The organism is Trinickia dinghuensis, assembly GCF_003367175.1.
Classification (GTDB): Bacteria; Pseudomonadota; Gammaproteobacteria; order Burkholderiales; family Burkholderiaceae; genus Trinickia; species Trinickia dinghuensis.
The window spans coordinates 1-22,135 of the sequence record NZ_QRGA01000004.1; the positions used below are offsets into that span (position 1 = coordinate 1).

Sequence of the window (22,135 nt, forward strand, 5' to 3'; positions counted from 1 at the left end):
GTACTTCGCCGACATGCCGTTCTCGTATATCGGGCCGACGGATCGGTACCTCGTGATCTGCGACATGCTGCACGACATCCTCAATGACGGCGCCGCCACGAACCATCGCGCGATCGTACGGCTCGAGGACCTCGACGCCTACACCACGACCGCTTCGATGAAGCAACTGACTGACTACCTGTACGGCTTGAAGATCCCGTTTACGATGGCGACGATCCCGCTCTATACGGACCCGAACGGCTACTACAACGGTGGCGTGCCCGAGACGATTCACCTCGCGCAGGCGACGGGTTTGCAGTCGGCGCTGAACTACGCCATTGCTCGCGGTGGCTCGATCGTCATGCACGGCTACACGCATCAGTACGATTCGACGCCGAACGTGCAGAATGCGGTGTCGGGCAACGACTACGAGTTCTGGTATGCAGTCCAGAACCGGCCGGTCGACGAGGACTCGGAGCAATGGGCCGAAGGGCGGATGCAGGACGGCTTGCAGGAGTTCACGAGCAACGGCTACAAGGTTGCAGGGTGGGGCGCGCCGCAATACCAGATGTCGCCGCTCGCGTCTCAAGCCGCGGCCGCGGAGTTTGCGACGTCGTACGAGCGAGCCGTCTACTACACGGCGACGGACCCGCAGATCGGCACCGGTGCCGCCAACCAGGATTTCTCGGCCGGGCAGTTCTTCCCGTACATCATCAATCAAGACTACTACGGGGCACGCATTGTTCCTGAAAACATGGGCAGCATCCAATACAACATCTGCAATATCGATCCGTTTTCGTGTACCGCCTACACGGTCCAACAGATGCTGACCAATGCGCAGTACGCGCTCGTCGTGAGGGACGGCTTTGCGTCGTTCTTCTTCCACCCGTATTGGCTTGAACCGGGTGTTGGCGTACCGGCCATGTCGGACTTCGAGAGTCTCGTGTCAGGTATCACGCAGCTCGGCTATACATGGGTGGATGCAACGACGGCCAAATGAACGGAAGGCGTGAGCAACGCTTTCATTGTACGGTTCACCGCCGATTCAGGCTCGGCCACGCTGGGCCAACCCTCGACGTGCTCTGCGCCCCCAACGGGGCGCGGAGCCGACGAAGCTTTGCTTTGGTCGACCCCGATACTGGTAGAGCACCTGCTTTTGCGTCACGCTCAGGCGATGGCAACTTCTGAAGGCGGCAATGTCAAGGCGGCTTACGCTGACATCCTTGACCACTTTGCACGCAAGACAGGATTCGGTCAGTAGGACGGAAAACACCCGACGCGTATGCCGGGCCTCCCCGGGGCCGGAAGCTGAAGAAACAATGTAACGAAAGCTCAGCAACTGCCGGTGAGTTTTCGTGCTCGACGCCAACGGATTCTGATATCCATGGACAGCAAACAGCTTTTCCTGAAGAAACTCGAAGACATCCACACGAGCCTCATGTTCCGCTACCATGAGACCGCAGGCTTTCGTAGACCGTATTAAATCTGTCAACGTTGCGACAACAAATGTGTCAATTAGCCGTTACGGAGCTTGCCGGGAACCGCAGAACCTTTCTGGGTAAGGCTTTGGACCGCGCGAAATAAATTCGTCACTGACCCGCCTTGGAAGCTGCACCGTCATGCGGTCGCTGCTGGGCCTGCGGGAGCGGGCAGCGATCGGCCATGAACGGCCGACCGCATCAGGCAGAGGCCGGCCAACAAGCGTCATTCGCTCGCGCTTTCGCTCAGACATTCGGGCGTCGGCTCCGTCCGCCTGACCGGCCATCCGGTTCTCTATGAGCCTTAACCTGGTCGCCCCCTCTGCCGCTTCAATCGCCAGTGCAAGCTCCTGCACAATCAACTGTTTGGCAGCTCACTTCATCCTCACGACGACCTTGCCCTTCGCGCGTCCCTGGGCCAAGTATTCAAGCGCCTCCTTCGCTTGCTCGAACGAAAACACCTTGTCGATCACCGGACGAATGCATTCCGACTCGAGGAGTCCACCAATTTCGGAGAGTTGGGCGCCGTCGGGACGCACGAATAGAAACGAGTAAGTGGCGTCCTGCTTTCTTGCAAGGCGCATGATTTTTCGGCTCATCAAGCCGAACACGAACGCCAAAAAGAAATTCAGACGTCGTGCGCGTGCAAAGGCGGCGTCCAACGGACCGATGAGCGAGACAATCTTGCTCCCTGGTCTGAGAATGCCGACGGCTTTTTCAATAGCGTCGCCGCGCAGTGTACCGAGCACCACGTCATAGCCGCGCAGCACCTTCTCGAATTCCTGCTTCTTATAGTCGACCACCTCGTCTGCACCCAGCCCGGTGACCAGTTCGACGTTGCCCGTGCTGGTGGTCGTTCCTACCTTGGCGCCAAAGTAATTTGCCAACTGGATCGCAAACGTGCCAATACCGCCCGAGCCCGCAGGGATGAATACCTTCTGGCCAGCTCGAACATTGGCGCGCTCTTTCAATGCTTGCCATGAGGTGAGTCCGACCATCGGAATGGAAGCCGCCTGCACAAAATCGAGCCTGGCAGGCTTCTGTGCGGCAACGCTTTCCGGTACCGCCGCAAATTCGGCGATCGCTCCTCTGCCAAGATCGAAGAGGCTGGCAAAAACGGCATCGCCCGGCTTGAAACGTGTCACGCGGCTGCCGACCTCAACCACCACGCCGGCAATATCGCTGCCCAGCGTGGCCGGTAATTCGAACTTCAGGACGGGTTTGAACGTTCCCGCTGGAATCATGTTGTCGATTGGGTTCAATCCCGCCGCGTAGACCTGCACCAACAGCTCATCAGACTTTAACGTGGGGCGCGGAACGTCGTCGAACCCGATCTCGGGTGACTTGCCATAGCGTTTGAATGTCAGCGCTTTCATGTTGCTCTAATTCCAATGTGAGGTGAGGCGAATGCTGCCAGGAACGCCAGCGCCTTCGACACGAAGTCGACGTGGTATTGAAAGATGCCGCCGTGCCCGGCGTCTTCGTAGATGACGAGCTGCGCATGGGGAATACGGCGGGCCATGTCGCGACTCAGTGTGGTGGGCACCATGATGTCGTTGTCGCCATTGACGATCAGGACCGGCATGCGCAGGCCGGCGAGGTCCTGCGGCACCTGCTGGCCCCAAGCCTTGATCGCCTTGAGCTGGCGAAAGAAAGCGCGAGGTGTCGGTCCCCTGTCGCGGCCGGTGCGGCGTTCCTTCAATCTTTTCAGGAAGGCGCTTGCCGCCTGCCGGCCGTTCGTCGTAGCGGTGAAGAAGAGATAGGTCTTGGGGTCGCGTAGCGTCAGCAGGCCCTTGAGTATCAGCGGCCACGACAGCGCACCGACACGATCGATACCCTGACCGCCTGCCGGACCCGTGCCGGTAAGGATGAGCTTGCGCACGAGGCTCGGCGCCCTCAGGGCCACGTCCTGTGCCACGAAGCCGCCGAGCGAGAAACCGAGCAGATCGACCTGATCGAAACCCATCGTGCGGATCATTGCGATGGTGTCGCACGCCATCTCGTCCACGGTCACCGGCGCTGAGCCGCCGGATAAACCGATTCCGCGATAGTCGATGGTGATTACATGATGCTCGCGCGCCAGGCCATCCACGATGCGCGGGTCGAAGTTGTCCAGCACGGCGCCCCAGTGGTTGAGCAGAACCAGCGGGACACCGCCCTGCTGTCCCAATTCGCGGTAAGCAAAGGTGGTCCCACCCGCCTTGACCAGGTTTGTCTTTGCGTGGGCATAAGACGTCACCAGCGCTTTGAAGATCATGGTCGATTCTCCTCCGTGGTAACGGGGTTCGATATGTTAGTCATCGTCCTGAAGGGCAAAAAACGAGGGCTAAATTCAGTTCGCAACAACGGCGAGATGCTCTCGCGCCGCTTTCAGCACCGATTTGGACAGTGCCTCTTCGTCGATCGCGCGGGCCAGTACCACCGCCCCAGTCATCGTGGCGACTGTCACCAGGGTGAGCTCATGCACACCAGGCTGGCCACAGTCAGCCGATTGGCGGCAAACGACGTCGATCGCCTCCTTGATGCGACGCGCAGCCACGCGTCGCACCGCGGGCGCCTGACGCGACATTTCCGTTCCGAGGGCGGCGACGGGGCAGCCGAACTCCGGATTCCTCACATGCTCCGTTGACAGGTACCTGTGAGGGCTGAGCCGGGGTGTCGGTCGATAAGGCATGGCCGGGCCTTCGAGTAAGAGAGAAGCCGCAGTGGTCAGGCTTCCGGCCGATAGCGATCGGCCGCGTGCGCTTGTCGAATGTCCGACATGAGCCCTTGACGCGCGCCATCTAGAGCGTCCCAGCGCTCGGTCACGTGCAGCGGCGGGATGGTGACGAGTTCGCGGCGATCGAAGCCGACCAGTGCCGCATCAACCAGTTCGCCGACCTCCATCACCTCGGTAAGCGTATTGACGTCGATGCCGGCGCGCCCCCAGATCTCCGTGCGGGTCGCAGCCGGGAGCACCGCCTGCACGTAGACGCCGCTGGGCGACAACTCGAGGTTCAATCCCTGCGAAAGGAACAGCGCAAAGGCCTTGGTCGCGCCGTAAATCGACATGCCGAACTCGGGCGCGAAACCCACCACCGAGCCGATATTGACGATCGCGCCGGTACCCGACTGCACGAAGCGCGGAGCGACCGCGGCGGCGAGCCGCGTCAGTGCGGTGGTGTTGAGCGTGATCAGGCGTTCGATGCCCTCAGCGGTCTGCTGCACGAAGCCGCCAGACTGAGCCATCCCGGCGTTATTGATCAGGATGCCTATGCGAGCATCCTCGCGCAGACGAGTCTCGACCGCTGCCAGGTCGGCCGGTTGGGTGAGGTCGGCCGGCAGCACTTCGACAGCCACACCACTTTCTTCACGCAGGCGCGCGGCAAGCGTATCGAGGCGCGCCTTGTCGCGTGCAACCAGCACGAGGTCGTGGCCGCGGCGGGCAAAGCGCTCAGCGTAGGTGGCGCCGATGCCGGAGGAGGCGCCGGTGATAAGAACAGTCGGAAGCGTGGTCATGGGCTATTTCCTTTACAAGGATCGTTCTGATGCGGGCGTAAACTGGTCGTGCCTCAGCCGGAGATGGACGGGTAGTCGGTGTAGCCCGCAGCGCCGCCACCATAGAGCGTGGCGAAGTCGGGCTGCGCCAGCGGTGCGCCGGTCTTCAGGCGTTCGACCAGATCGGGATTGCTGATGAATGCACGGCCGAAGGCGAACAGGTTTGCCTTGCCCTCGTTGAGCCTGGCGGTAGCGAGTTCCATGTCGTAGCCGTTGTTGGCCAGGTAGGTTTGCCTGAACCGGCGGCGCAGCGCGTCGTAGTCGAACGGTGCGACATCGCGCGGGCCGCCGGTCGCACCCTCGACCACGTGCAGGTAGACGATGCCCAGCGCGCTGAGTTGCCCGACGATGTAGTCGTACTGCGGCTGAGGATCGTTGCTCGAGATCCCGTTTGCCGGTGACACAGGCGAAATGCGCACACCGGTGCGATCGGCGCCGATTTCTTCCACCACTGCCGCGACGACTTCCAACAACAGGCGCGCACGGTTCTCGATCGAGCCGCCGTAGGCGTCAGTGCGTTGGTTGGCCCCGTCTTTGATGAACTGCTCCAGCAGGTAGCCGTTGGCACCGTGGATCTCCACGCCGTCGAAGCCGGCGGCCATGGCATTGGCCGCGGCTCGACGAAAGTCGCCAACGATGCCCGGCAATTCGTTGAGTTCGAGGGCGCGTGGCTGCGACACGTCGGCAAAGCCGTTGTTGACGAAGGTCTTCGTCGCCGCGCGGATGGCCGAAGGCGCCACCGGCGCAGCGCCGCCAGGCTGGACATCGACGTGCGAAACACGGCCGACGTGCCAGAGTTGCGCGAAGATGCGTCCACCCTTGACATGCACAGCCTCGGTGACCTTGCGCCAGCCGGCGATTTGCTCGGGTGTGTACAGGCCCGGGGTGTCCTGATAGCCCTGGGCCTGGGCTGACACCTGAGTGGCCTCCGTGATGATCAGGCCGGCCGAGGCGCGTTGGGCGTAGTAGGTCGCTGCCAGCTCGCTGGGCACCAGCCCCGCGCCTGCGCGATTGCGGGTCAGCGGTGCCATGACTAAGCGATTGGCGAGTGTCAGGCGGCCAAGGGCGTAGGGCTCGAAAAGCGTCTTGTCGGTCATGTTGCGTCAGTTTCTGGTGTTGGGAACGAAGACAATAATGACGCTCATAATCTAACGTGTCAATGTTTTGATGACGACTGACATCAATGTATAATGGAGCGATCACAGACATGAACCCACCGTGGTCAGGAAATGAAGATCACCAAGGCACAGGCGCAGGCCAACCGGGAGCACGTTGTCGAGACGGCGTCCAAGCTGTTTCGGGAGCGCGGCTACGATGGGGTTGGCGTTGCCGATCTGATGGCCGCCGCCGGCTTCACCCACGGCGGCTTCTACAAACAGTTCCGCTCCAAGGCCGACCTGATGGCGGAATCGGCGGCCTGCGGCATCGCGCAGACCGTGGCGCTGAGCGCGGGTGTAAACGCGCCGGAGTTCGTGCGCTATTACCTTTCGCGCGAGCACCGTGACACCCGCGCGACTGGTTGCACGATGGCCGCGCTGGGCGGGGATGCCGCGCGTCAGCCGGAAGCAGTTCGGGCCACGTTTGCGGCCGGCATCGAGAGCCTGCTGGCTGCGCTGAGCCCCGAGGGCGGTGCGGATGCGGGCCAGGCGCGAGCCCGGTCCCTCGACACACTGGCGCACGCAGTGGGCGCCATCGTCATGTCGCGGGCCTGTCCGGACGACTCGCCGCTGGCCGACGAAATCCTGGCGGTTTGCCGCGACGAGATCCTCGCGTCACTGAGCGCGTCCGCGACAGCAAGCACGCCTTCGCATGACCAGCGTACCTCTGGCATTCAGCGACCGGCCGATCCCCAGAACCCCAGCGGGGACAGCGGCAAGGTGACAGCCAGGACGATATAGAAGGCCAGATAGGCTGGCACAGCCTGCGCAAAGACAAGTGGCCAAGGCCGCAGCCCATCTGCAGGAAGCCGAACAGGGCCGAGGCGGCTCACTCCTGGCGAGCGGGGGACCGCAAGCGGCCAATTGCACGTGTGACCGGCTGGTTCCTGCGCTCTGTCGAGACCGCGGGAATGGTAAATGGGCCGTGAGCCTATGACGGCCGCCCACCAGCCTATGAGCCACCGTCGACTCTAGCCGCTTACTCGCGACCAATTTGGTTGGACGAGTGGCGGTTGCTCCTTGGAAGCGGCCATTGCGAACGGTCAGTCTGAAGGGCTGTTCGGGGTCGGGTTATGCCTTTTGCATCGATCACGCGCCGGAGACCATCCGCGCGCTCGGTCGTCGGGCTCTGGTCGGCCACAACCAGACGGCCGTACTGGCCCCCCGTGCGCCGCCCGAACGACAAAATGTCCTTCGGAAGCGGTCACTCAGCAGCGAATGTGCAGTCCCAGTCAGGACGTGCGCTTCAACCGAATAGCAACAGCACTTTGGTATACCCCTCCACCCTATTCTGGTAACATACCCCCCTACGGTATATAGGGAGGCACAGCATGAGCCACACGATTCGCGAAAAACAGAAACTGCTCAACCGGGTGCGCCGCATCAAGGGGCAGGTTGAGGCCATCGAGCGTGCGCTTGAGGACGAGCGTGGCTGCATGGACGTGCTGCAGCTCATCACCAGCAGCCGCGGTGCGATGAACGGCCTGCTCGCAGTGGTTCTCGAAGACCACATCCGGACGCACCTCGTCGACGCAGAGCCGCACGACGACGAGCACGGCAGCGGCACCGAGCAACTGATCGAAGTGGTGCACAGCTATTTCAAGTGAGAGAAACATGAGTCAATTCGAGAACGCCGCTTTCGGGGCGGGACACGATCACATCTTCCTGGGCGCAGCCCATGCAGAGAACGAGCGCAGAACCTGGATGGTGATCGCGCTGTGCAGCGCGATGATGGTCGCCGAAATCGTAGGCGGGAGCCTTTTTGGCTCGCTCGCACTCGTCGCGGACGGCCTCCACATGTCGACGCACGCCGGAGCGATGTTGATCGCCGCGTTGGCGTATACCTACGCACGCAGGCACGCGGCCGACCCGCGCTTCGTATTCGGTACCGGCAAGCTGGGGGACCTCGCAGGCTTTACCAGCGCCATCGTGCTCGCGATGATTGCGCTGCTGATCGGGTACGAGGCCATCTCGCGCTTCCTCTCGCCGGTGCCGATCCACTTCGGCCAGGCGATTCCCATCGCGGTGCTTGGCCTGCTGGTCAATCTGGCGAGCGTCTGGCTGTTGAGCGGCGACCACCACGGGCACAGCCATGGACATAGTCACGGGCACGCTCATGGCCACGCGCATGGGCATGGGCATGGGCATGAAGACGACCACGGCCACGAAGAGGAGGTGCAACGCATCTTCGGTAGCGCGGGAGTCTATGCCGTGTCGATCTTCGAAGATGGCGTGCCGCCCGTCTTCCGGATCAAACCGGAAACGGCTGCTTCGAACCTAAGCGCCGATGCTGTTTCAGTTACGACTATCCGCCCCGATGGCAAGCACCAGACCTTCGCGTTTGTCGACCGTGGAGGCTATCTGGAGTCGAAAGACGACATTCCCGAGCCGCATGCCTTCAAGGCCGTTGTCCGCCTGCCTGATGGCGAGCATTCAATCGAGTTCGAAGAACACGAGCACGGCCACGACGACGCGCAGGCTGCAGCTAACCGCGACCACAACATCCGCTCAGCCTATATTCACGTGATTGCAGACGCTGCAGTTTCCGTGCTGGCCATCATCGGCCTGTTGCTGGCCCGCGCATTTGGCTGGGTCTGGATGGACCCGCTTGCCGGCGTAATTGGCGCGCTCGTCATTGCAAACTGGTCGTGGGGCCTCATGCGCGATACGGGGGGCATCCTGCTCGACATGAGCACGGACCGACGCATGGCCGAGAGCGTCCGCCACGTCATCGAAGACAACGGCGACACCGTGCTTGACCTGCATGTGTGGCGCGTAGGCCCTGGGCATATGAGCGCGGTCGTGTCGGTCGCCACAGGCGAAGAACAGCGCGACCCGGGTTTCTATCACGCGGCGCTCAAGCGGTTCAAGGGACTGTCGCATGTGACGGTCGAAGTGAATCCCTACCGGGCCGTGGCGTGAACCGTGGCTGTCAAATCGCCCTGTATCAACCTGTGCGCGTTCGAGGGCAAGACCGGGCTCTGCACCGGCTGCTACCGAACGCGTGAGGAAGCCCGCGACTGGAAAAAGATGACGGACCATCGACGTCGCCAGATCATCAATGAAAAAAACCGGCGACAGACGAAGCTGACGCGTGAAGCACCGCAAACGTCGAAACAGAACTGATAATGCGCACCCCTAACGCGGTCGCGCGAATGGCCGGAATATCCTGGGTCCAGCCGTCCAGGCTGCGCGGTACCGAACGACTGCAGTGGGTCGGTGCCTGCCATTGGGCGAAAAAAAAGAGGGCTCCTGCGATACGCGGGGAGCCCGCTGCTCGCTGCCTGCATTTTGGTGTTTTGCAACGCGCTTACCCTTCCGGCCGTTAGCGATCCAACTGCCGACTGTTGTCGGTTTTGATTATGCCAAAAAACGGACCGTGTTCTTACCGTTGAACCCAAGGCCGTCGACCTTATGCTCAATACATCCAGTCACCTCCGTCTATTTTCGAGGCGAGAATGCTTTCGGTGAGTTGACGCGATACCGCCGTTCCATAGGTCGTCGGGTCGGTTTGCGGAGTCCAGAACAGCTTCGCGACGATGCCTGTGCCCTTCAGGTCCGGACAAACGTCATGCAGCGCGCCGGCTGCGATTTGCCACGGCGCAGCGCCGAGCTTGCTGGCGTTATCGGCGGCTTGTTGTGCCGCTTGATCTGCTGCCTGCGCTGCGGCGACTTGATCCGGGTGCGCGGCAAGATAGTCGTTTGCTGCCGACGAGCCGTCCGGGTGATAACCAGCGGCCAGTTCACCGGCCTCGACGAGTTGTTGTTTCGCATCGGCATCGGCTCGAAGCGCCTTCGCCTTGCTGGCGGCGTTGATGTAGTTGGCGACAGCCGCTTTTACATCGGGAATGTCGTCGAGAGAGATGGTGTAGCTCACCTTGATGCGGTCCTGCGTCCAGTCGCGCTCAACGTCGCTTCCGTTAAGGTCTGTTCCCTTCTGCACCCAGTGCTTAGGTTCATCGCCTTCACGGGTAAAGTCGCTCAGGTGGACGTAGTCGCAGCCAGACAGATTGGCGTCGAACCGCGCCTTGATGTTGCTGGTCGATGGACCGTCATTGCCGCATGCGGCGAGCAGTGTGATAAGCGAAACGCATAACGCGATACTTGCGAATTTCATCGAAGCTATCTTCATGGATTGGTCGTCCTTGGTCGTGAAGAGAAGGTCGGCTGCGCTTACGCGACCGACTCGTAAATGTGGGGATGCAAAGAAAGAGGGATTCGTGACCGTCCACGGATCCCTCGCGCTTGATAAGCGACTACGATGGCGAAACAGGCGGCTTACGGATGCCCGTACTGCCAGGTATTGCTGTAGAAGCCGCTCGCGGTTTGCCATCCCAACTGGACGTAAGCCGTCGAGTCGGGATTCGTGGCTCGCGAAATTTCATCGACCATGCCGGACAGCGTTTGGGTGTAGTTCGTCCCGCTCACAGTCGGCGCAGCAGTGCTGACTGCAGAGTTCGGTTGCGCGCGATAGCTTTCAACGCCGCTCATGAACTGTTCGGCGGACAACGTACGAAATGCCAGCGAGGGATTTGGGTAGCTGGCGGCTTGCGGCACTGTCCAATCAACATTCGCCGTTACGAGACTCGTCACCGCAGTATCGGGCCCGCCTGATGTCAGAAAATCCGCAATGATGTCGCTGCCAAGCGTCTGCCATGGAACGTTTGTGCCGGATGCCGCGGCTGCGATCGGCGCGGTGTTCAGTACGGTCAACGGCGCGCCGAATTGGGTACCGGCCTGATCATAGAGCGTCACCGTATACGCGCCGAACTGCTGGATCTGCGAAAGATCCATGGGCGCGGAAGCGTAGTCAGGCGTAGTGGGAACCGTAACGCTGTTGCCGGTCAGCCCGGTCCAATCCCACTTGAACTCCGATGTGATGCCGCCATTCGGCGCGACTGTGCCGCTTGAGATCCCCGCACCGTTCAAGGCACAGGGTGCCGACGAACAGTCGTAGATGGGTTCAGCCGCAGGCTGTGAGGTGAAGAGCAGGCTGTTGCCGATAGTGCCGGTGAGTCCGCTCGTCAGAATCGCGCCCGAGGCGGGCAGGCCCGGCCCCTTTACCAACGCCGAAACGACGTAGCTGCTGCCACTCGTGATGCCATGCGGGATCTGGATGTTGAGGCCCGATTCGTAGCGGTTGTTCGCTGCGTCCGCTGAATCGGTGTACTGCAGGCGGCCAACGAACGACGCGATCGAGATGGCGTACTGTTCCTGATCGCCGATGATGTCCCAACCGCTAGCGGTCTTTTGCACGACATCTGCTATGAAGTTTTGATTGCCGCTTGCGTCGGTATAGATGAGATCGACCAACGCTGCCGGATTAGTGACCGCGGGCAGCGTGCCAGCAGGCAAGAAGGCGAGCGTCTTGATACCGGTAAGCATGGCGCCCGTCGCAAACAAGCTGGGATGGCTCGTTTGCATAGTGGCGTTGCCATTATTCAGGTAGCTCGCATCAACAGCCGTTGAGCACGCCGAAGCGGTAGCAGCCATGCAGGAGCTCAGCGACATTTGCAGGCTCGCCAGGTAGTTCGCGGGTTGGCTCGGCGCCGAGAGCGGCGCCAAAACTGTCGTCGTGCTATTGAGCGGAATCGGCGCACTCGAATTCGCGAGGCTCGTGATTTGCAGTCCCGTGCCGGTCGTTGAAGGGGTGACGGCGATGGAATCGATGACCGAGTCGGCGCCTGTCTGATTGGGCGAAAACGCCGTCGCAATGGGATCGAAGCTCGATGCAACGCCGTTGGCCGACAGGATCGGTGCAAGCGCCGTGTCGAGTGTTGCTTCCGCCGTCGAAATAGCGGACGGCGTAATCGCCGAAGTATTGCTCGAAAGATCGGCCGGATTGCCCGAAGCCGTCATGAGGGCGGCGACCGCGGTGGTCAAAGGAGTGACGTTCGCGGTCACCGGCGCACCGCTCGAGGTATTCGAGCTCGCCACTACCGAATAGAGCGTGGTGGACGCACCGGACGGATCGGTCGCGGTGATCAGGAAGGGGGCGGTGAGCCCCGAAAGGGACACGCTATACGTGCCGTTACTGCCAGACGTGGCGGTGGCCGTTTTGCCGCTGGCGTCGATGACCGTGACGGCGGCGTTCGTGAGCGCGGCGCCCACGGCCACGGTCCCGGTCATCGAACTGGCGGCGGTCGTTGTCGGCTGGCTTGTTGTCGATGTGTTGGAGCTGCTACCGCCTCCACCTCCGCACGCGGTAAGTGCAGCCCCGACCGCTGCGACGATTGCCAGTCTTGCGAACCCCTTGGTGTGATTCGTTCTCACTTTTTCGTTTCCTTCTAACGATGCTCCACTAAAGCGGGAGCTTTGCTTTCAACAACCAATCGGCCCACGGGCCGCGCGGCGGCACTTCCTTGGCTATCAATCGCGCCAGCCCGCCGTTCTCTCGTCAGCCTGCAACTCTTCCCAGCAGGCTAAGAACACGCGCTTTCCGATGACGCCCGTGTTGCGCAGAGCCAAGAGGCGCTGCCGCCGCACGTGGACCGGCTGCGAGCGATCCCCGGCCGCCTTCCAGACCGCGTCGACAAGCGTCTGCCAGGCGACGCGCCGCTGATACAGGTAAAGCCCGGCACGAGGCCGAGCAGGTTTTCGAAAAGCGGAAAATGAGAGAGAGGCGAGTCAGTCGGGGCGAACCGTGAAGGTGCGTCCGCAGGCAAGGCAGCGCCAGTTGTTGAGCACTTTCACGTCGAGTGCTTCGCCGAACGCGGCACCTGTGGCGCAGCCAGCGGCACCGGCGACGAGCCCGGCGAGGATCGCGCCGGCAAAGCCGCCGCATGCCGCGCCGAGGGGACCGGCGATGATCCCGACAGCCGCGCCCACTTCTGCGCCGGAGAGTGCAGCTGCGATTGCGCCGGTAGCGCCGGCCGCGGCGCCCACCGCACCAAAGATTCGTCGCGCGATGTGCCGTTGTGCGGTTCGCGGAGAGTCGCCTGCTGGACAGGGGGGGACTGTATCGTTTGCGTCCGAATGAACGTACGAGTCGTGGTTGTCCCGAGCACGTAGCTGTCGCAGCTGGTTTGCGTCAGGCGACCAGTCGTCTTCTTCGTCGTCGAACGGAACGAATCGAGGACGGTCATGCATGGACGACGACCTCGTGCCGAATCTTGTCCACGTACTTGCAGTGGCATACGGCAACGACGACACCGCCCACAAACGCTAGAGAAAAGGAGATTAGGTAATCGAGAGGGGAGAGGGGAAGCATCGTTTGACTCCTGACGAAGAGAACGACGCCAACACGAAGTTATGCTGGCGAAGCCGCTAAGAGGTATGCGGCTCGCGACGGTGATATATGGCCCAGTTTTTTTTGAATCGACGTATGACGTTGCAGATCGTCAACTGCTTTGATCGCGTTTTCCCCCCTCGTCCACGGGCGGCCCCGTGCGACCCGAATCGCGCTCGAGATTGATGTCCGACATGGAAGGCGCGAGATGCGAGTACAGTCGCAGCGCGACAGGCCATTCCCGACACGTCAACATCGGGCGGCGTCTAGCCTGTTGGGGCTCGCCTGTCTGCGCTGGTGCGCCAGTCGCCTACTCATCCTGATTGCGCAGCGCGCAGACTAGCGACCATTTCCAGCTGTTGCTCGGAGTTTGTTGAAGAAGATTCGACGGGTGTGTCGAGTGACTTGCCGAAGGCGAAGGATCATTCGGTCTGCGCCAGCGATTTGGTGACGGATATTTGTAGGATGATTCTAGCCTGGTGGATTTGATTGAAACACTGCCGGCCGCGGGTCTACGCGGCACTCGCGCATCTGTCCGGCACACTCGGTCGTGTGACAGAGTGGGATCACTCAATAGTCCCGGGAAATGCCTGATTGAAAATCATCTAGCGGGCATCCCACCGTCGTTCTGGCGGGAGATGGGGTTAAAGTGAGTTTGCCAAAACCGCTTTAACCGGAGGAAGCTCATTATGAACTATAGCGGCGTTGCCCTGCATTCGAACAAACGCGTGGTGAGCGTGATCGACGAAACGGACCGTGGTCGCCGCCGGGCGATTGTTTCGATTGGTTCTCAACCGTGAGGTGAGAGTAGAGGCGATCTTACGCGACAGGTCGGAATTTACAGGCTGGCTGTTCGAGCGAAATATCCTTGCTCGTGTGCAGACGGGCCATCTGGCAGCTGATCGGTAGCATATCGATGGCCCGTCACCTGCTGCTTCGCGGGATCGATCTGGCACTCCGGATCGAGGTGCCGAATATGTTGGCATAGGTGTCAACCCTCAAACATATTGACTGGCAGGGTTCCGTGGCCGGAACTCTGCGCCACTCCGCGCTATTCGATTGGAAGGCTGCATATTTAGACAGCCACTAATACCCGGTTTCGCATAATCGAATTCCGAGTCGTTTTTGACGTAGGCAACCTTCATTCACTCGTGCCCCGGCATGGGTGTCACACGAAGGTGGCGGCCAATGACCAAGGCGCGCCCCACATCGAAGCCTGCTCTTTGGAGATGGTTATGAATGGCCGGAAAGTATTGAATGGGATGAGTGTTGCAATCGGCGTCGGCGGGGTGGCGCTGCTTTATGCCGTGTCGGCGAATGCGAGTCTCAACGTTGGGGTCGCCGGACCGATGACGGGCGAGTACGCATCGGGTGGCGAGCAGTTCAGGAGGGGTGCCGAGCAGGCGGTGAAGGATATCAATGCGGCTGGCGGCGTTCTGGGCCAACAGCTGAACCTGATCGTCGGCGACGATGTGTGTGATCCGAAGCAGGCGGTTTCGGTCGCCAACGACTTCGTCAACAAGAAGGTCGTATTCGTCAACGGCCACTGGTGTTCCAGTTCGACGTTGCCCGCGTCGGATGTTTACAACGACGCGCAGATTCCCGAAATTACCGTCTCGACGAACCCGACGATCACAGAGCGTGGAATCAAGGGCTTGTTCCGCATTACGGGGCGCGACGATCAGCAGGGCTCCGTTACGGCCGCCTATATCGCGGGCCACTTCAAAGGCAAGAAAATTGCCGTCATCGACGACAAGACCGCTTACGGTGGCGGTCTGGCCGACGAAATTGCAAAAGGGCTCGCGGCAAGGCAGATACCTGTTGCATTGCGTCAGTCCATCACGGCGGGCGAGCTCGATTACTCCGGATTGATCAGCAAGTTGAAGGTCGCCGGTGTGCAGGTTCTGGCCTACGGCGGCTACTACCAGGAAGTCGCGCTTATCCTGCGTCAGGCCGCGCAGGCCGGTCTCGATCTGAGGGTAATCGGCGGTGACACGCTCAGCAACAACGAACTGGTGAGTGCGGCGGGGCCACAAATCAACAGGGTGCTGTTCACGTTTCCGCCTGATCCACGCAAGAGTGCAGCTGCGTCGAAGGTTGTGGCTGCCTTCCGGGCACAGAAGATCGAGCCGGAGGGTTACATGCTCTATTCGTATGCTGCCATGCAGGCGTACGCCGAGGCCGCAAAGCGTGCGAAAAGCACTGACTACGCCGCGGTAGTCAAGCAACTCCATGACGGTACGTTCGACACCGTCGTCGGTCAGCTGAAATTCGATTCGAAAGGGGATCTGAAGAATCCGGGTTACGTCGTCTACAAATGGAACGGCAACAGCTACGACTACGTCAAGTGATGCGGCTGCAAGCACATATTGCATGAAGGGCGCGGCGGACCACACCACATGGAATGCCGCGCTGCAACTAGATGTATCGGAGAAGCTATGAGTCAGGCGTTACAGCAGCTGATCAATGGTTTGACCTTGGGGGCGATATACGGTCTGATCGCAATCGGCTATACGATGGTCTACGGCATCATCGGGATGATCAACTTCGCTCACGGAGACATCTACATGGTGAGCGCGTTCATTGCCGTGACATGCCTCACGCTGCTCGGTTCGAGCGGCGTTTCTTCTGTGGTGCTCGCTATTGGCGTGACGTTGATTGTCTCGATCGTGCTGACGTCTACGTTCGGTTGGACGGTCGAACGGGTCGGCTACCGCCCGCTGCGCGGCTCGAATCGCCTTGCGCCGCTGATTTCGTCGATCGGTCTGTCGATCTTCCTGCAGAACATGGTTCAACTCACACAGGGCGCACGCGTCAAGTCGATTCAACCTGCCGTTACTGGCGGCATCAATATACCGATGGGCAGCGCGGGTCACGATGTCTATCTGTCGAATATCCAGATTCTGATCGTCATCGTGACGATCGCGCTGATGGGCGCATTCACGTTGTTCATCCACAAAACTTCGTTCGGTAGGCAGCAACGCGCGTGCGAACAGGATCAACGCATGACGCGATTCCTTGGTTACGACGCGGACCGCATCATCTCGGTGACGTTCATGATTGGCGCCGGACTTGCTGCTGTCGCCGGCGTAATGGTCACGCTCTATTACGGTGTTGTCGACTTCTCGATCGGCTTCATTGCTGGCATCAAGGCATTCACGGCGGCGGTGCTCGGCGGCATTGGCTCGATTCCCGGTGCGATGCTGGGTGGTGTCATTATCGGCCTGATCGAGGCGTTCTGGTCGGCTTATCTGTCGCCGGAATACAAGGACGTGGCGACGTTCGTGATCCTGATCGTGTTCCTGATGTTCCGGCCGTCCGGGCTGCTCGGCCGCCCAGAGGTGGAGAAAGTCTGATGAGCACGACGATGTCCAAGCAAGTCAATCTTCCATTTCGCATTCGCGACGCGCTGGGCGCGGCGATTGTTGCCGCCGTTGTCGGACTGCCGATGCTCGGGCTGACGACTCACGACGGCTCAGGTGGCCTTCAGGTGCAGACCCGTTGGCCGTTGCTCGGTGCCTTTGTGATCGCCGCGTTTGTCGGGCGCATGGCACTGCAGTGTCTGCTGGAATATGTTGCGACTATCCGGAAGGGGCGCGTACAGAAGGGCAAGCAGGCCGTGGTGTCTTCGTCGAGGCTGACGTGGATCGGGACATGTGCCGTCGCATTCGCGATCGTGTTGCCGGCGTTGTTCTCCGGCAATCGCTACGTGGTCGATACGGCGACGACGGTGCTGATCTACGTGATGCTCGGCTGGGGGCTGAACGTGGTCGTCGGCCTGGCAGGCCTGCTCGATTTGGGGTACGTCGCGTTCTATGCGGTGGGGGCTTATTCGTACGGATTGCTGTCGACCCATTTTGGTCTCGGATTCTGGGAAGTCCTGCCGATCGCGGGTGGTCTCGCCGCCGCTTTCGGGGTGATCCTCGGCTATCCGACGCTGCGCTTGCGAGGTGACTATCTCGCGATCGTCACGCTCGGCTTCGGAGAGATCATCCGGCTCATACTGATCAACTGGAGTGACGTTACCGGTGGGCCGAACGGCGTCTCTTCTATTCCGAAGCCGACGTTTTTCGGGCTGCCGATGCAAGCGTCGGCAGACGGACCGACCTTCTCAAGTCTGTTCGGTATCGGCTACTCGCCGCAGCAGCGGATCGTGTTTCTCTACTACCTGATCCTCGGGATGGCACTGCTTACGAACCTGTTTGTTTCGCGCCTGCGCCGGCTGCCTATCGGTCGGGCATGGGAAGCGATCAGGGAGGACGAGATTGCTTGCAAGGCGATGGGGCTTAACGTAACGAACATCAAGTTGTCTGCGTTCGCGATCGGAGCGATGCTCGCCGGATTTGCCGGTGTGTTCTTCGCCGCGCGCCAAGGCTTCATCTCCCCGGAGAGCTTCACGTTCTCGGAATCGGCCACGATTCTTGCGATTGTCGTCCTGGGTGGCATGGGTAGCCAGCTGGGCGTCGTATTTGCGGCTGCTGTGCTCGTAGTGCTTCCCGAACTCGGAAGGGATTTCTCTGACTATCGCATGCTGCTGTTCGGTCTTGCGATGGTATTAATCATGATCGTGCGGCCCGGTGGGCTGATCAGTCATCGTCGCGCAACGATCACGGCACCTGTGGAGGGCAAGTGGTGGATCCGATGACGCCGTTGATTTTTGAAAGCGCTCCTGCTGGATTGGGTCGGAGCGAATCGCCTGCCGAGCGCGGACCTCTACTGCACGTCGAAAACATCGTGATGCAGTTCGGTGGCCTTCGCGCGATCGAAAATATGTCGATGACCGCGCGCGCCGGCGAGGTGACCTCGGTCATCGGTCCGAATGGAGCAGGAAAAACGACGTTCTTCAATTGCCTGACCGGTTTTTATAAGCCAACGTCGGGCGCGATTGCCCTGGAGCATCCCACGCGCGGGAAGTTGCGCCTGGATGCGATGCGAAACGCGGACGTTGCACGTGTCGGACAGGTGGTACGGACCTTTCAGAACATCAGGCTCTTTCCGCGCATGACCGTTCTGGAGAACCTGATGATCGCCCAGCACAACGCGCTCCAGAAAGCGTCGCGCTTCTCGATTTCCGGTGCGTTGAACTTGCGCGGATATCGCTCTGCCAGCCGCGATGCCGTTGCGAAGGCAATGGAATGGCTCGAGCAACTCAATCTGCGAGACCTTGTCGACAAGCCGGCCGGCGACATGCCGTATGGTGTTCAGCGTCGCATCGAGATTGCTCGCGCGATGTGCGCTGATCCGATTCTGCTTTGCCTCGACGAACCCGCTGCTGGGCTAAATCCGCGTGAATCCGCAGCATTGACCGCGCTGCTTTCGTCTCTTGCTCGGGACAGGGGTATCGGTGTGTTGCTCATCGAGCACGACATGAGCGTGGTCATGAAGGTATCCGATCACATCGTCGTGCTCAATCACGGCAAGAAGATTGCCGAGGGCACCCCTGCCGAGGTGAAGGAAAATCCTGATGTGATTGCCGCTTACCTCGGCGAAGAGGAAAGCGAAACATCAGACCAGCAAGCCTGACTACGCGAGGAATCCTTTCATGCTCAAGATTTCGGAATTGTCCGCGCACTATGGCAGCGTGCAGGCTTTGCATCACGTCAACGTCCAGGTGAACGAGGGGGAGATCGTCACGTTGATCGGCGCGAACGGCGCCGGCAAGTCGACGCTGATGAACACGATCTTTGGCTATCCGCGCGCAAGCGGCGGTTCGATCGCGTTCGAAGGACGCGACATCACTAAGCGACCGTCGCACGAGATCGCTAAGTTCGATATCGCGATCGTCCCGGAAGGGCGGCGTATTTTTCAGCGTATGACGGTGATGGAGAACCTGCTGATGGGGGATACTTCCCGGGACCGACGGACATCGCAGGACCTCGAGCGGATGGTTGGGATGTTCCCGATTCTCGGCAACCGGGCATCCCAGCGTGCGGGAACGTTGTCCGGCGGCGAACAACAGATGCTTGCGATCGCAAGGGCATTGATGTCGCATCCGCGGTTGCTGCTGCTCGACGAGCCGTCGCTGGGCCTCGCACCGATCTACATCAAGAAGATTTTCTCGGTGATCCGCGAACTCAACACGCAATATGGAATGACGGTTTTGCTTGTTGAGCAGAATGCCCATCATGCACTGCGAGTTGCCCATAGAGGATACGTCCTTCAGCACGGACATATCGCGCTCGAAGGAGACGGGCGTTCGCTGCTGGCGGATCCGGCTGTGCGCGCGGCGTATCTGGAGGGGGATACAACGCAGCTCGACGCCGCGTGATTGATCGCACCGGGGCCCAGGGCGCTGGTGCTGTTCAATTTGCGGGGCGAAATAGCGTACCAACTGCCCCATTGACTGTGCGCGGCTCCGTTCAGTCTTATGCAGGCGATTCAGATGAATCCAGGCCCGACAATCGAGATGCTTCGGTTTGCATTGCCTGACTGTGCAAAATTCCGCAAAAAGTTACCGCTCTGTCACAAGACGGCTGCCGAGAACCAGGTCAGAATTCACGCTAACAGATCGGAACCACGGAGGTCCGGTGTTCATGTCGGATATGTTTCCCGATCTATTTTGACGGAGTGAGAACATAAAGGTGCTGATCGTCTTTGCCCATCCTGAACCGAAATCGTTCAATGGTGCGTTGAAGGATAAGGCTGTCGCGACGCTGACCGCGCTCGGACATGAGGTCCGCGTGTCGGATCTGTATCAGATGAAATGGCGCGCGGATCTCGGTATGGATGATTTCACCGGTCCGCGTGCGAACCCCGATTACTTAGACCTGTCAGCCGAGCAGGAGCACATGTTCGCGACGTCGAAGCCGACACCGGATGTGGCCGTCGAGCAAGAGAAGGTCCTTTGGGCGGACCTGATCATTTTCCAGTACCCGATGTGGTGGTTCGGCATGCCGGCGATCCTGAAAGGCTGGGTTGATCGCGTGATGACGCGTGGCTTCGCGTACGCGACCGGGCGCAAATACGATACCGGCATGTTCAAGGGGCGCAAGGCGATGATCTCGACTACGACTGGCACGGCATCGAGCCTGTACGAGCCGGACGGAGTCGACGGCGATATCAACCACCTGCTGTGGCCGATCCATAACGGGATCTTCAAGTACTTAGGTTTCGACGTGCTACCGCCGCACTTGTCGTGGATGCCGGCACGCGTGTCGGCAGAGGAGCGGGCGTTGTACCTGGCGTCGTACGAGGAACGGCTGCGAACGCTCGAGCAGACGCCGCCGCTGTTCTTCCATCCGTTCGAGGATTACAGTACCGACCAACGTTTGAAGCCGGGTGTGATTGCCCGATCGGGCTTCCAATGGAACACGGGTGCCGGACAAAGCCGCGAAGAGGCGGCGGACCAATTTACGGCACCAAACGCTTCCAAGTTTGGCTGAATGGATGGGCCGGTGTGACGGGCGGAAAGCACGTTGCACAGATCCTACGTGCCTTCCTTTGGTATCTCGACTGGTGTTGACATGAGCAAACCTGAAATTTTCCGAAAACTGCATCACGTCTGTATTGTTGTCCGCGACATGAATGCGGCCACTGCGTATTACGAATCCGCCGGCATCGGCCCTTGGACGGACTTTCCGCCACTCGATGCCTTCCAGCTCGACGGCTACGATCGTGACGCTTTTCTGAAGTTGAAGTACAAGTTTGCGAACGTCGACAACGTTCAGCTCCAGCTCTGTGAACCGGGCGACGGTGACACGCCGCAAAAGCGCTTTCTGGAAAACCGCGGTGAAGGCGTATTCCATCTCGGGTTTGCGGTCCCGGACGTCGACGCCGCGGAAGGCGTTGCAATCGGGGCCGGCATCGAGGTGCTCGGCCGCGGGCGGTTGCCGGATGGCAGCGGCTTCACGTACTTCGATACGGCGAGAGCGGGCGCCGGTGTCAATCTTCAGGTCCGCGCAAGAAAAGAGTAAGGCACGGCCTTTCGGTGTGGCGGGTCGACCCGCGCACACTTGTGCTCTTGTCTAGACGACGAGGCCATTTGACTGGTGCCGGACTTGGTCGGCCCGCAGCGGAGACATTCGTCCTTTGTGCCGGTCGACGGGAGGCACGTTTTTTGTACTTTGCGGAAATCCGGCGGCATGTTCGAATGTCGTTGCGCTGTCAGATCGCATTTCCTCCGACCTCCCTTTCCGCCGCGACTGACCGAAGTAGCGGGCGTGTAATTCATGCATGGAGTGATCCGATGATCCGCCACGAACTCGATAATCCGTTTCTCGAAGCGTTGGGCGCGACCCTGACCGAATGGCGCGACGGATTTGCGGAGATCGCGATGCCGATCAGCGCGACGCATCTGAACCGGCAACGCGTGTTGCAGGGCGGTGCGGTCGCGACGCTGCTGGACGCTGCCTGTGGTTATGCCGGGCTGCACAGTGACTCGGGCGAAGCGGTTCACGGCTTCACGCTCTCATTGACAATCAACTACCTGGACCGTGGCATCGGCCATCAGGTCACGGCCAGAGGCATTCTCGAGCGTAAAGGCAAATCGATCTACTTTTGCCGCGGCGAGGCATGGGTCGACGGGCGTATTCTTATTGCCACTGCGCAGGGGACGTTCAAGTACGCGCGATAGCGCTGGCTGCTCGTTTGCTCATGGGATAGGTCGATGGTCTGGAGGCCGAGCAGCAGGAACTGGGGTGGGGCGTTCCGATATATAGCGTCGGAAGCCCGGCGCGAAAGAGATTCGGGCGTGATGTATTTGGGAAATGGCGTGAAATTCGTCGTTCTTTTTTAGGCGGGGGAGCGCCCCGCCCACA

General features: G+C 60.4%; 21 protein-coding genes. 13 read left to right on the top strand and 8 right to left on the bottom strand.

What is annotated here, in order from left to right; translation table 11 throughout:
• On the top strand, positions 1-979 hold a 979-nt coding region (locus DWV00_RS07090), incomplete at its 5' end, for a polysaccharide deacetylase family protein (protein ID WP_115532880.1).
• An 852-nt stretch (positions 980-1,831) separates the two neighbouring features.
• Here the strand turns inward: DWV00_RS07090 and DWV00_RS07095 are convergent.
• The 5 genes from DWV00_RS07095 to DWV00_RS07115 form a co-directional block, all read right to left on the bottom strand.
• Positions 1,832-2,833 carry an NADP-dependent oxidoreductase gene (locus tag DWV00_RS07095; protein ID WP_115532881.1) on the bottom strand — a complete coding sequence of 334 codons (1,002 nt, stop codon included), beginning with the start codon at positions 2,831-2,833 and terminating at the stop codon, positions 1,832-1,834.
• Positions 2,830-3,714 carry an alpha/beta fold hydrolase gene (locus tag DWV00_RS07100; RefSeq protein WP_115532882.1) on the bottom strand — a complete coding sequence of 295 codons (885 nt, stop codon included), beginning with the start codon at positions 3,712-3,714 and terminating at the stop codon, positions 2,830-2,832. The genes DWV00_RS07095 and DWV00_RS07100 overlap by 4 nt, the downstream gene beginning before the upstream one ends.
• Before the next feature lie 75 nt (positions 3,715-3,789).
• Positions 3,790-4,026: a hypothetical protein gene (locus DWV00_RS07105; RefSeq protein WP_181885385.1), complete on the bottom strand. Its 237-nt coding sequence runs from the start codon at positions 4,024-4,026 to the stop codon at positions 3,790-3,792.
• Positions 4,027-4,166: 140 nt separating this feature from the next.
• Complete coding sequence (locus DWV00_RS07110; RefSeq protein ID WP_115532883.1) at positions 4,167-4,955, bottom strand: SDR family NAD(P)-dependent oxidoreductase; 789 nt, start codon at positions 4,953-4,955, stop codon at positions 4,167-4,169.
• 53 nt (positions 4,956-5,008) lie between these two features.
• Entirely contained in the window at positions 5,009-6,091 is a 1,083-nt protein-coding gene (locus DWV00_RS07115; protein WP_115532884.1) for an alkene reductase, read from the bottom strand.
• A 132-nt stretch (positions 6,092-6,223) separates the two neighbouring features.
• On the opposite strand from DWV00_RS07115, the gene DWV00_RS07120 reads away from it, so the two are divergent.
• The 4 genes from DWV00_RS07120 to DWV00_RS07135 all read left to right on the top strand — a co-directional run bounded on the left by DWV00_RS07120 (position 6,224) and on the right by DWV00_RS07135 (position 9,277).
• Entirely contained in the window at positions 6,224-6,892 is a 669-nt protein-coding gene (locus DWV00_RS07120; protein WP_115532885.1) for a TetR/AcrR family transcriptional regulator, read from the top strand.
• A gap of 590 nt (positions 6,893-7,482) precedes the next feature.
• Positions 7,483-7,758, top strand: a complete 276-nt coding sequence (locus DWV00_RS07125) for a metal/formaldehyde-sensitive transcriptional repressor (RefSeq protein ID WP_115532886.1) — start codon at positions 7,483-7,485, stop codon at positions 7,756-7,758.
• Positions 7,759-7,765: 7 nt separating this feature from the next.
• Positions 7,766-9,073, top strand: a complete 1,308-nt coding sequence (dmeF, locus tag DWV00_RS07130; RefSeq protein ID WP_115532887.1) for a CDF family Co(II)/Ni(II) efflux transporter DmeF — start codon at positions 7,766-7,768, stop codon at positions 9,071-9,073.
• 3 nt (positions 9,074-9,076) lie between these two features.
• The gene (locus DWV00_RS07135) at positions 9,077-9,277 is read left to right on the top strand and encodes a DUF1289 domain-containing protein (RefSeq protein WP_115532888.1); all 201 of its coding nucleotides are present in this window, start codon (positions 9,077-9,079) and stop codon (positions 9,275-9,277) included.
• Positions 9,278-9,569: 292 nt separating this feature from the next.
• Here the strand turns inward: DWV00_RS07135 and DWV00_RS07140 are convergent, their stop codons facing one another.
• The 3 genes from DWV00_RS07140 to DWV00_RS07155 form a co-directional block, all read right to left on the bottom strand.
• Complete coding sequence (locus tag DWV00_RS07140) at positions 9,570-10,283, bottom strand: hypothetical protein (protein WP_245964760.1); 714 nt, start codon at positions 10,281-10,283, stop codon at positions 9,570-9,572.
• Between the two features lie 146 nt (positions 10,284-10,429).
• Positions 10,430-12,280 carry a cell wall anchor protein gene (locus tag DWV00_RS07145; protein ID WP_245964761.1) on the bottom strand — a complete coding sequence of 617 codons (1,851 nt, stop codon included), beginning with the start codon at positions 12,278-12,280 and terminating at the stop codon, positions 10,430-10,432.
• Between the two features lie 498 nt (positions 12,281-12,778).
• Positions 12,779-13,036, bottom strand: a complete 258-nt coding sequence (locus DWV00_RS07155; protein WP_245964762.1) for a hypothetical protein — start codon at positions 13,034-13,036, stop codon at positions 12,779-12,781.
• Between the two features lie 1,578 nt (positions 13,037-14,614).
• Between DWV00_RS07155 and DWV00_RS07160 the strand changes: the two genes are divergently transcribed.
• From DWV00_RS07160 to DWV00_RS07195, 8 genes are all read left to right on the top strand, one after another.
• Positions 14,615-15,730, top strand: a complete 1,116-nt coding sequence (locus DWV00_RS07160; RefSeq protein ID WP_115532889.1) for a branched-chain amino acid ABC transporter substrate-binding protein — start codon at positions 14,615-14,617, stop codon at positions 15,728-15,730.
• 75 nt (positions 15,731-15,805) lie between these two features.
• Positions 15,806-16,735, top strand: coding sequence for a branched-chain amino acid ABC transporter permease (locus DWV00_RS07165; RefSeq protein ID WP_425452731.1), 930 nt, complete (start codon positions 15,806-15,808; stop codon positions 16,733-16,735).
• Positions 16,735-18,024, top strand: a complete 1,290-nt coding sequence (gene livM / locus DWV00_RS07170) for a high-affinity branched-chain amino acid ABC transporter permease LivM (protein WP_115532891.1) — start codon at positions 16,735-16,737, stop codon at positions 18,022-18,024. The genes DWV00_RS07165 and livM overlap by 1 nt, the downstream gene beginning before the upstream one ends.
• A 92-nt stretch (positions 18,025-18,116) precedes the next feature.
• Positions 18,117-18,902, top strand: coding sequence for an ABC transporter ATP-binding protein (locus tag DWV00_RS07175; protein ID WP_245964777.1), 786 nt, complete (start codon positions 18,117-18,119; stop codon positions 18,900-18,902).
• 19 nt (positions 18,903-18,921) lie between these two features.
• Positions 18,922-19,647 (top strand): ABC transporter ATP-binding protein, encoded by a 726-nt coding sequence (locus DWV00_RS07180; protein ID WP_115532893.1) that lies wholly within the window; start codon positions 18,922-18,924, stop codon positions 19,645-19,647.
• A 313-nt stretch (positions 19,648-19,960) separates the two neighbouring features.
• Entirely contained in the window at positions 19,961-20,761 is an 801-nt protein-coding gene (locus tag DWV00_RS07185) for an NAD(P)H-dependent oxidoreductase (RefSeq protein WP_245964763.1), read from the top strand.
• 33 nt (positions 20,762-20,794) lie between these two features.
• A complete protein-coding gene (locus DWV00_RS07190; RefSeq protein ID WP_245964764.1) occupies positions 20,795-21,292 on the top strand; it encodes a VOC family protein in 498 nt (165 codons plus the stop codon).
• A gap of 272 nt (positions 21,293-21,564) precedes the next feature.
• A complete protein-coding gene (locus tag DWV00_RS07195) occupies positions 21,565-21,951 on the top strand; it encodes a PaaI family thioesterase (RefSeq protein WP_115532896.1) in 387 nt (128 codons plus the stop codon).
• The last annotated feature ends 184 nt before the right edge of the window (positions 21,952-22,135 follow it).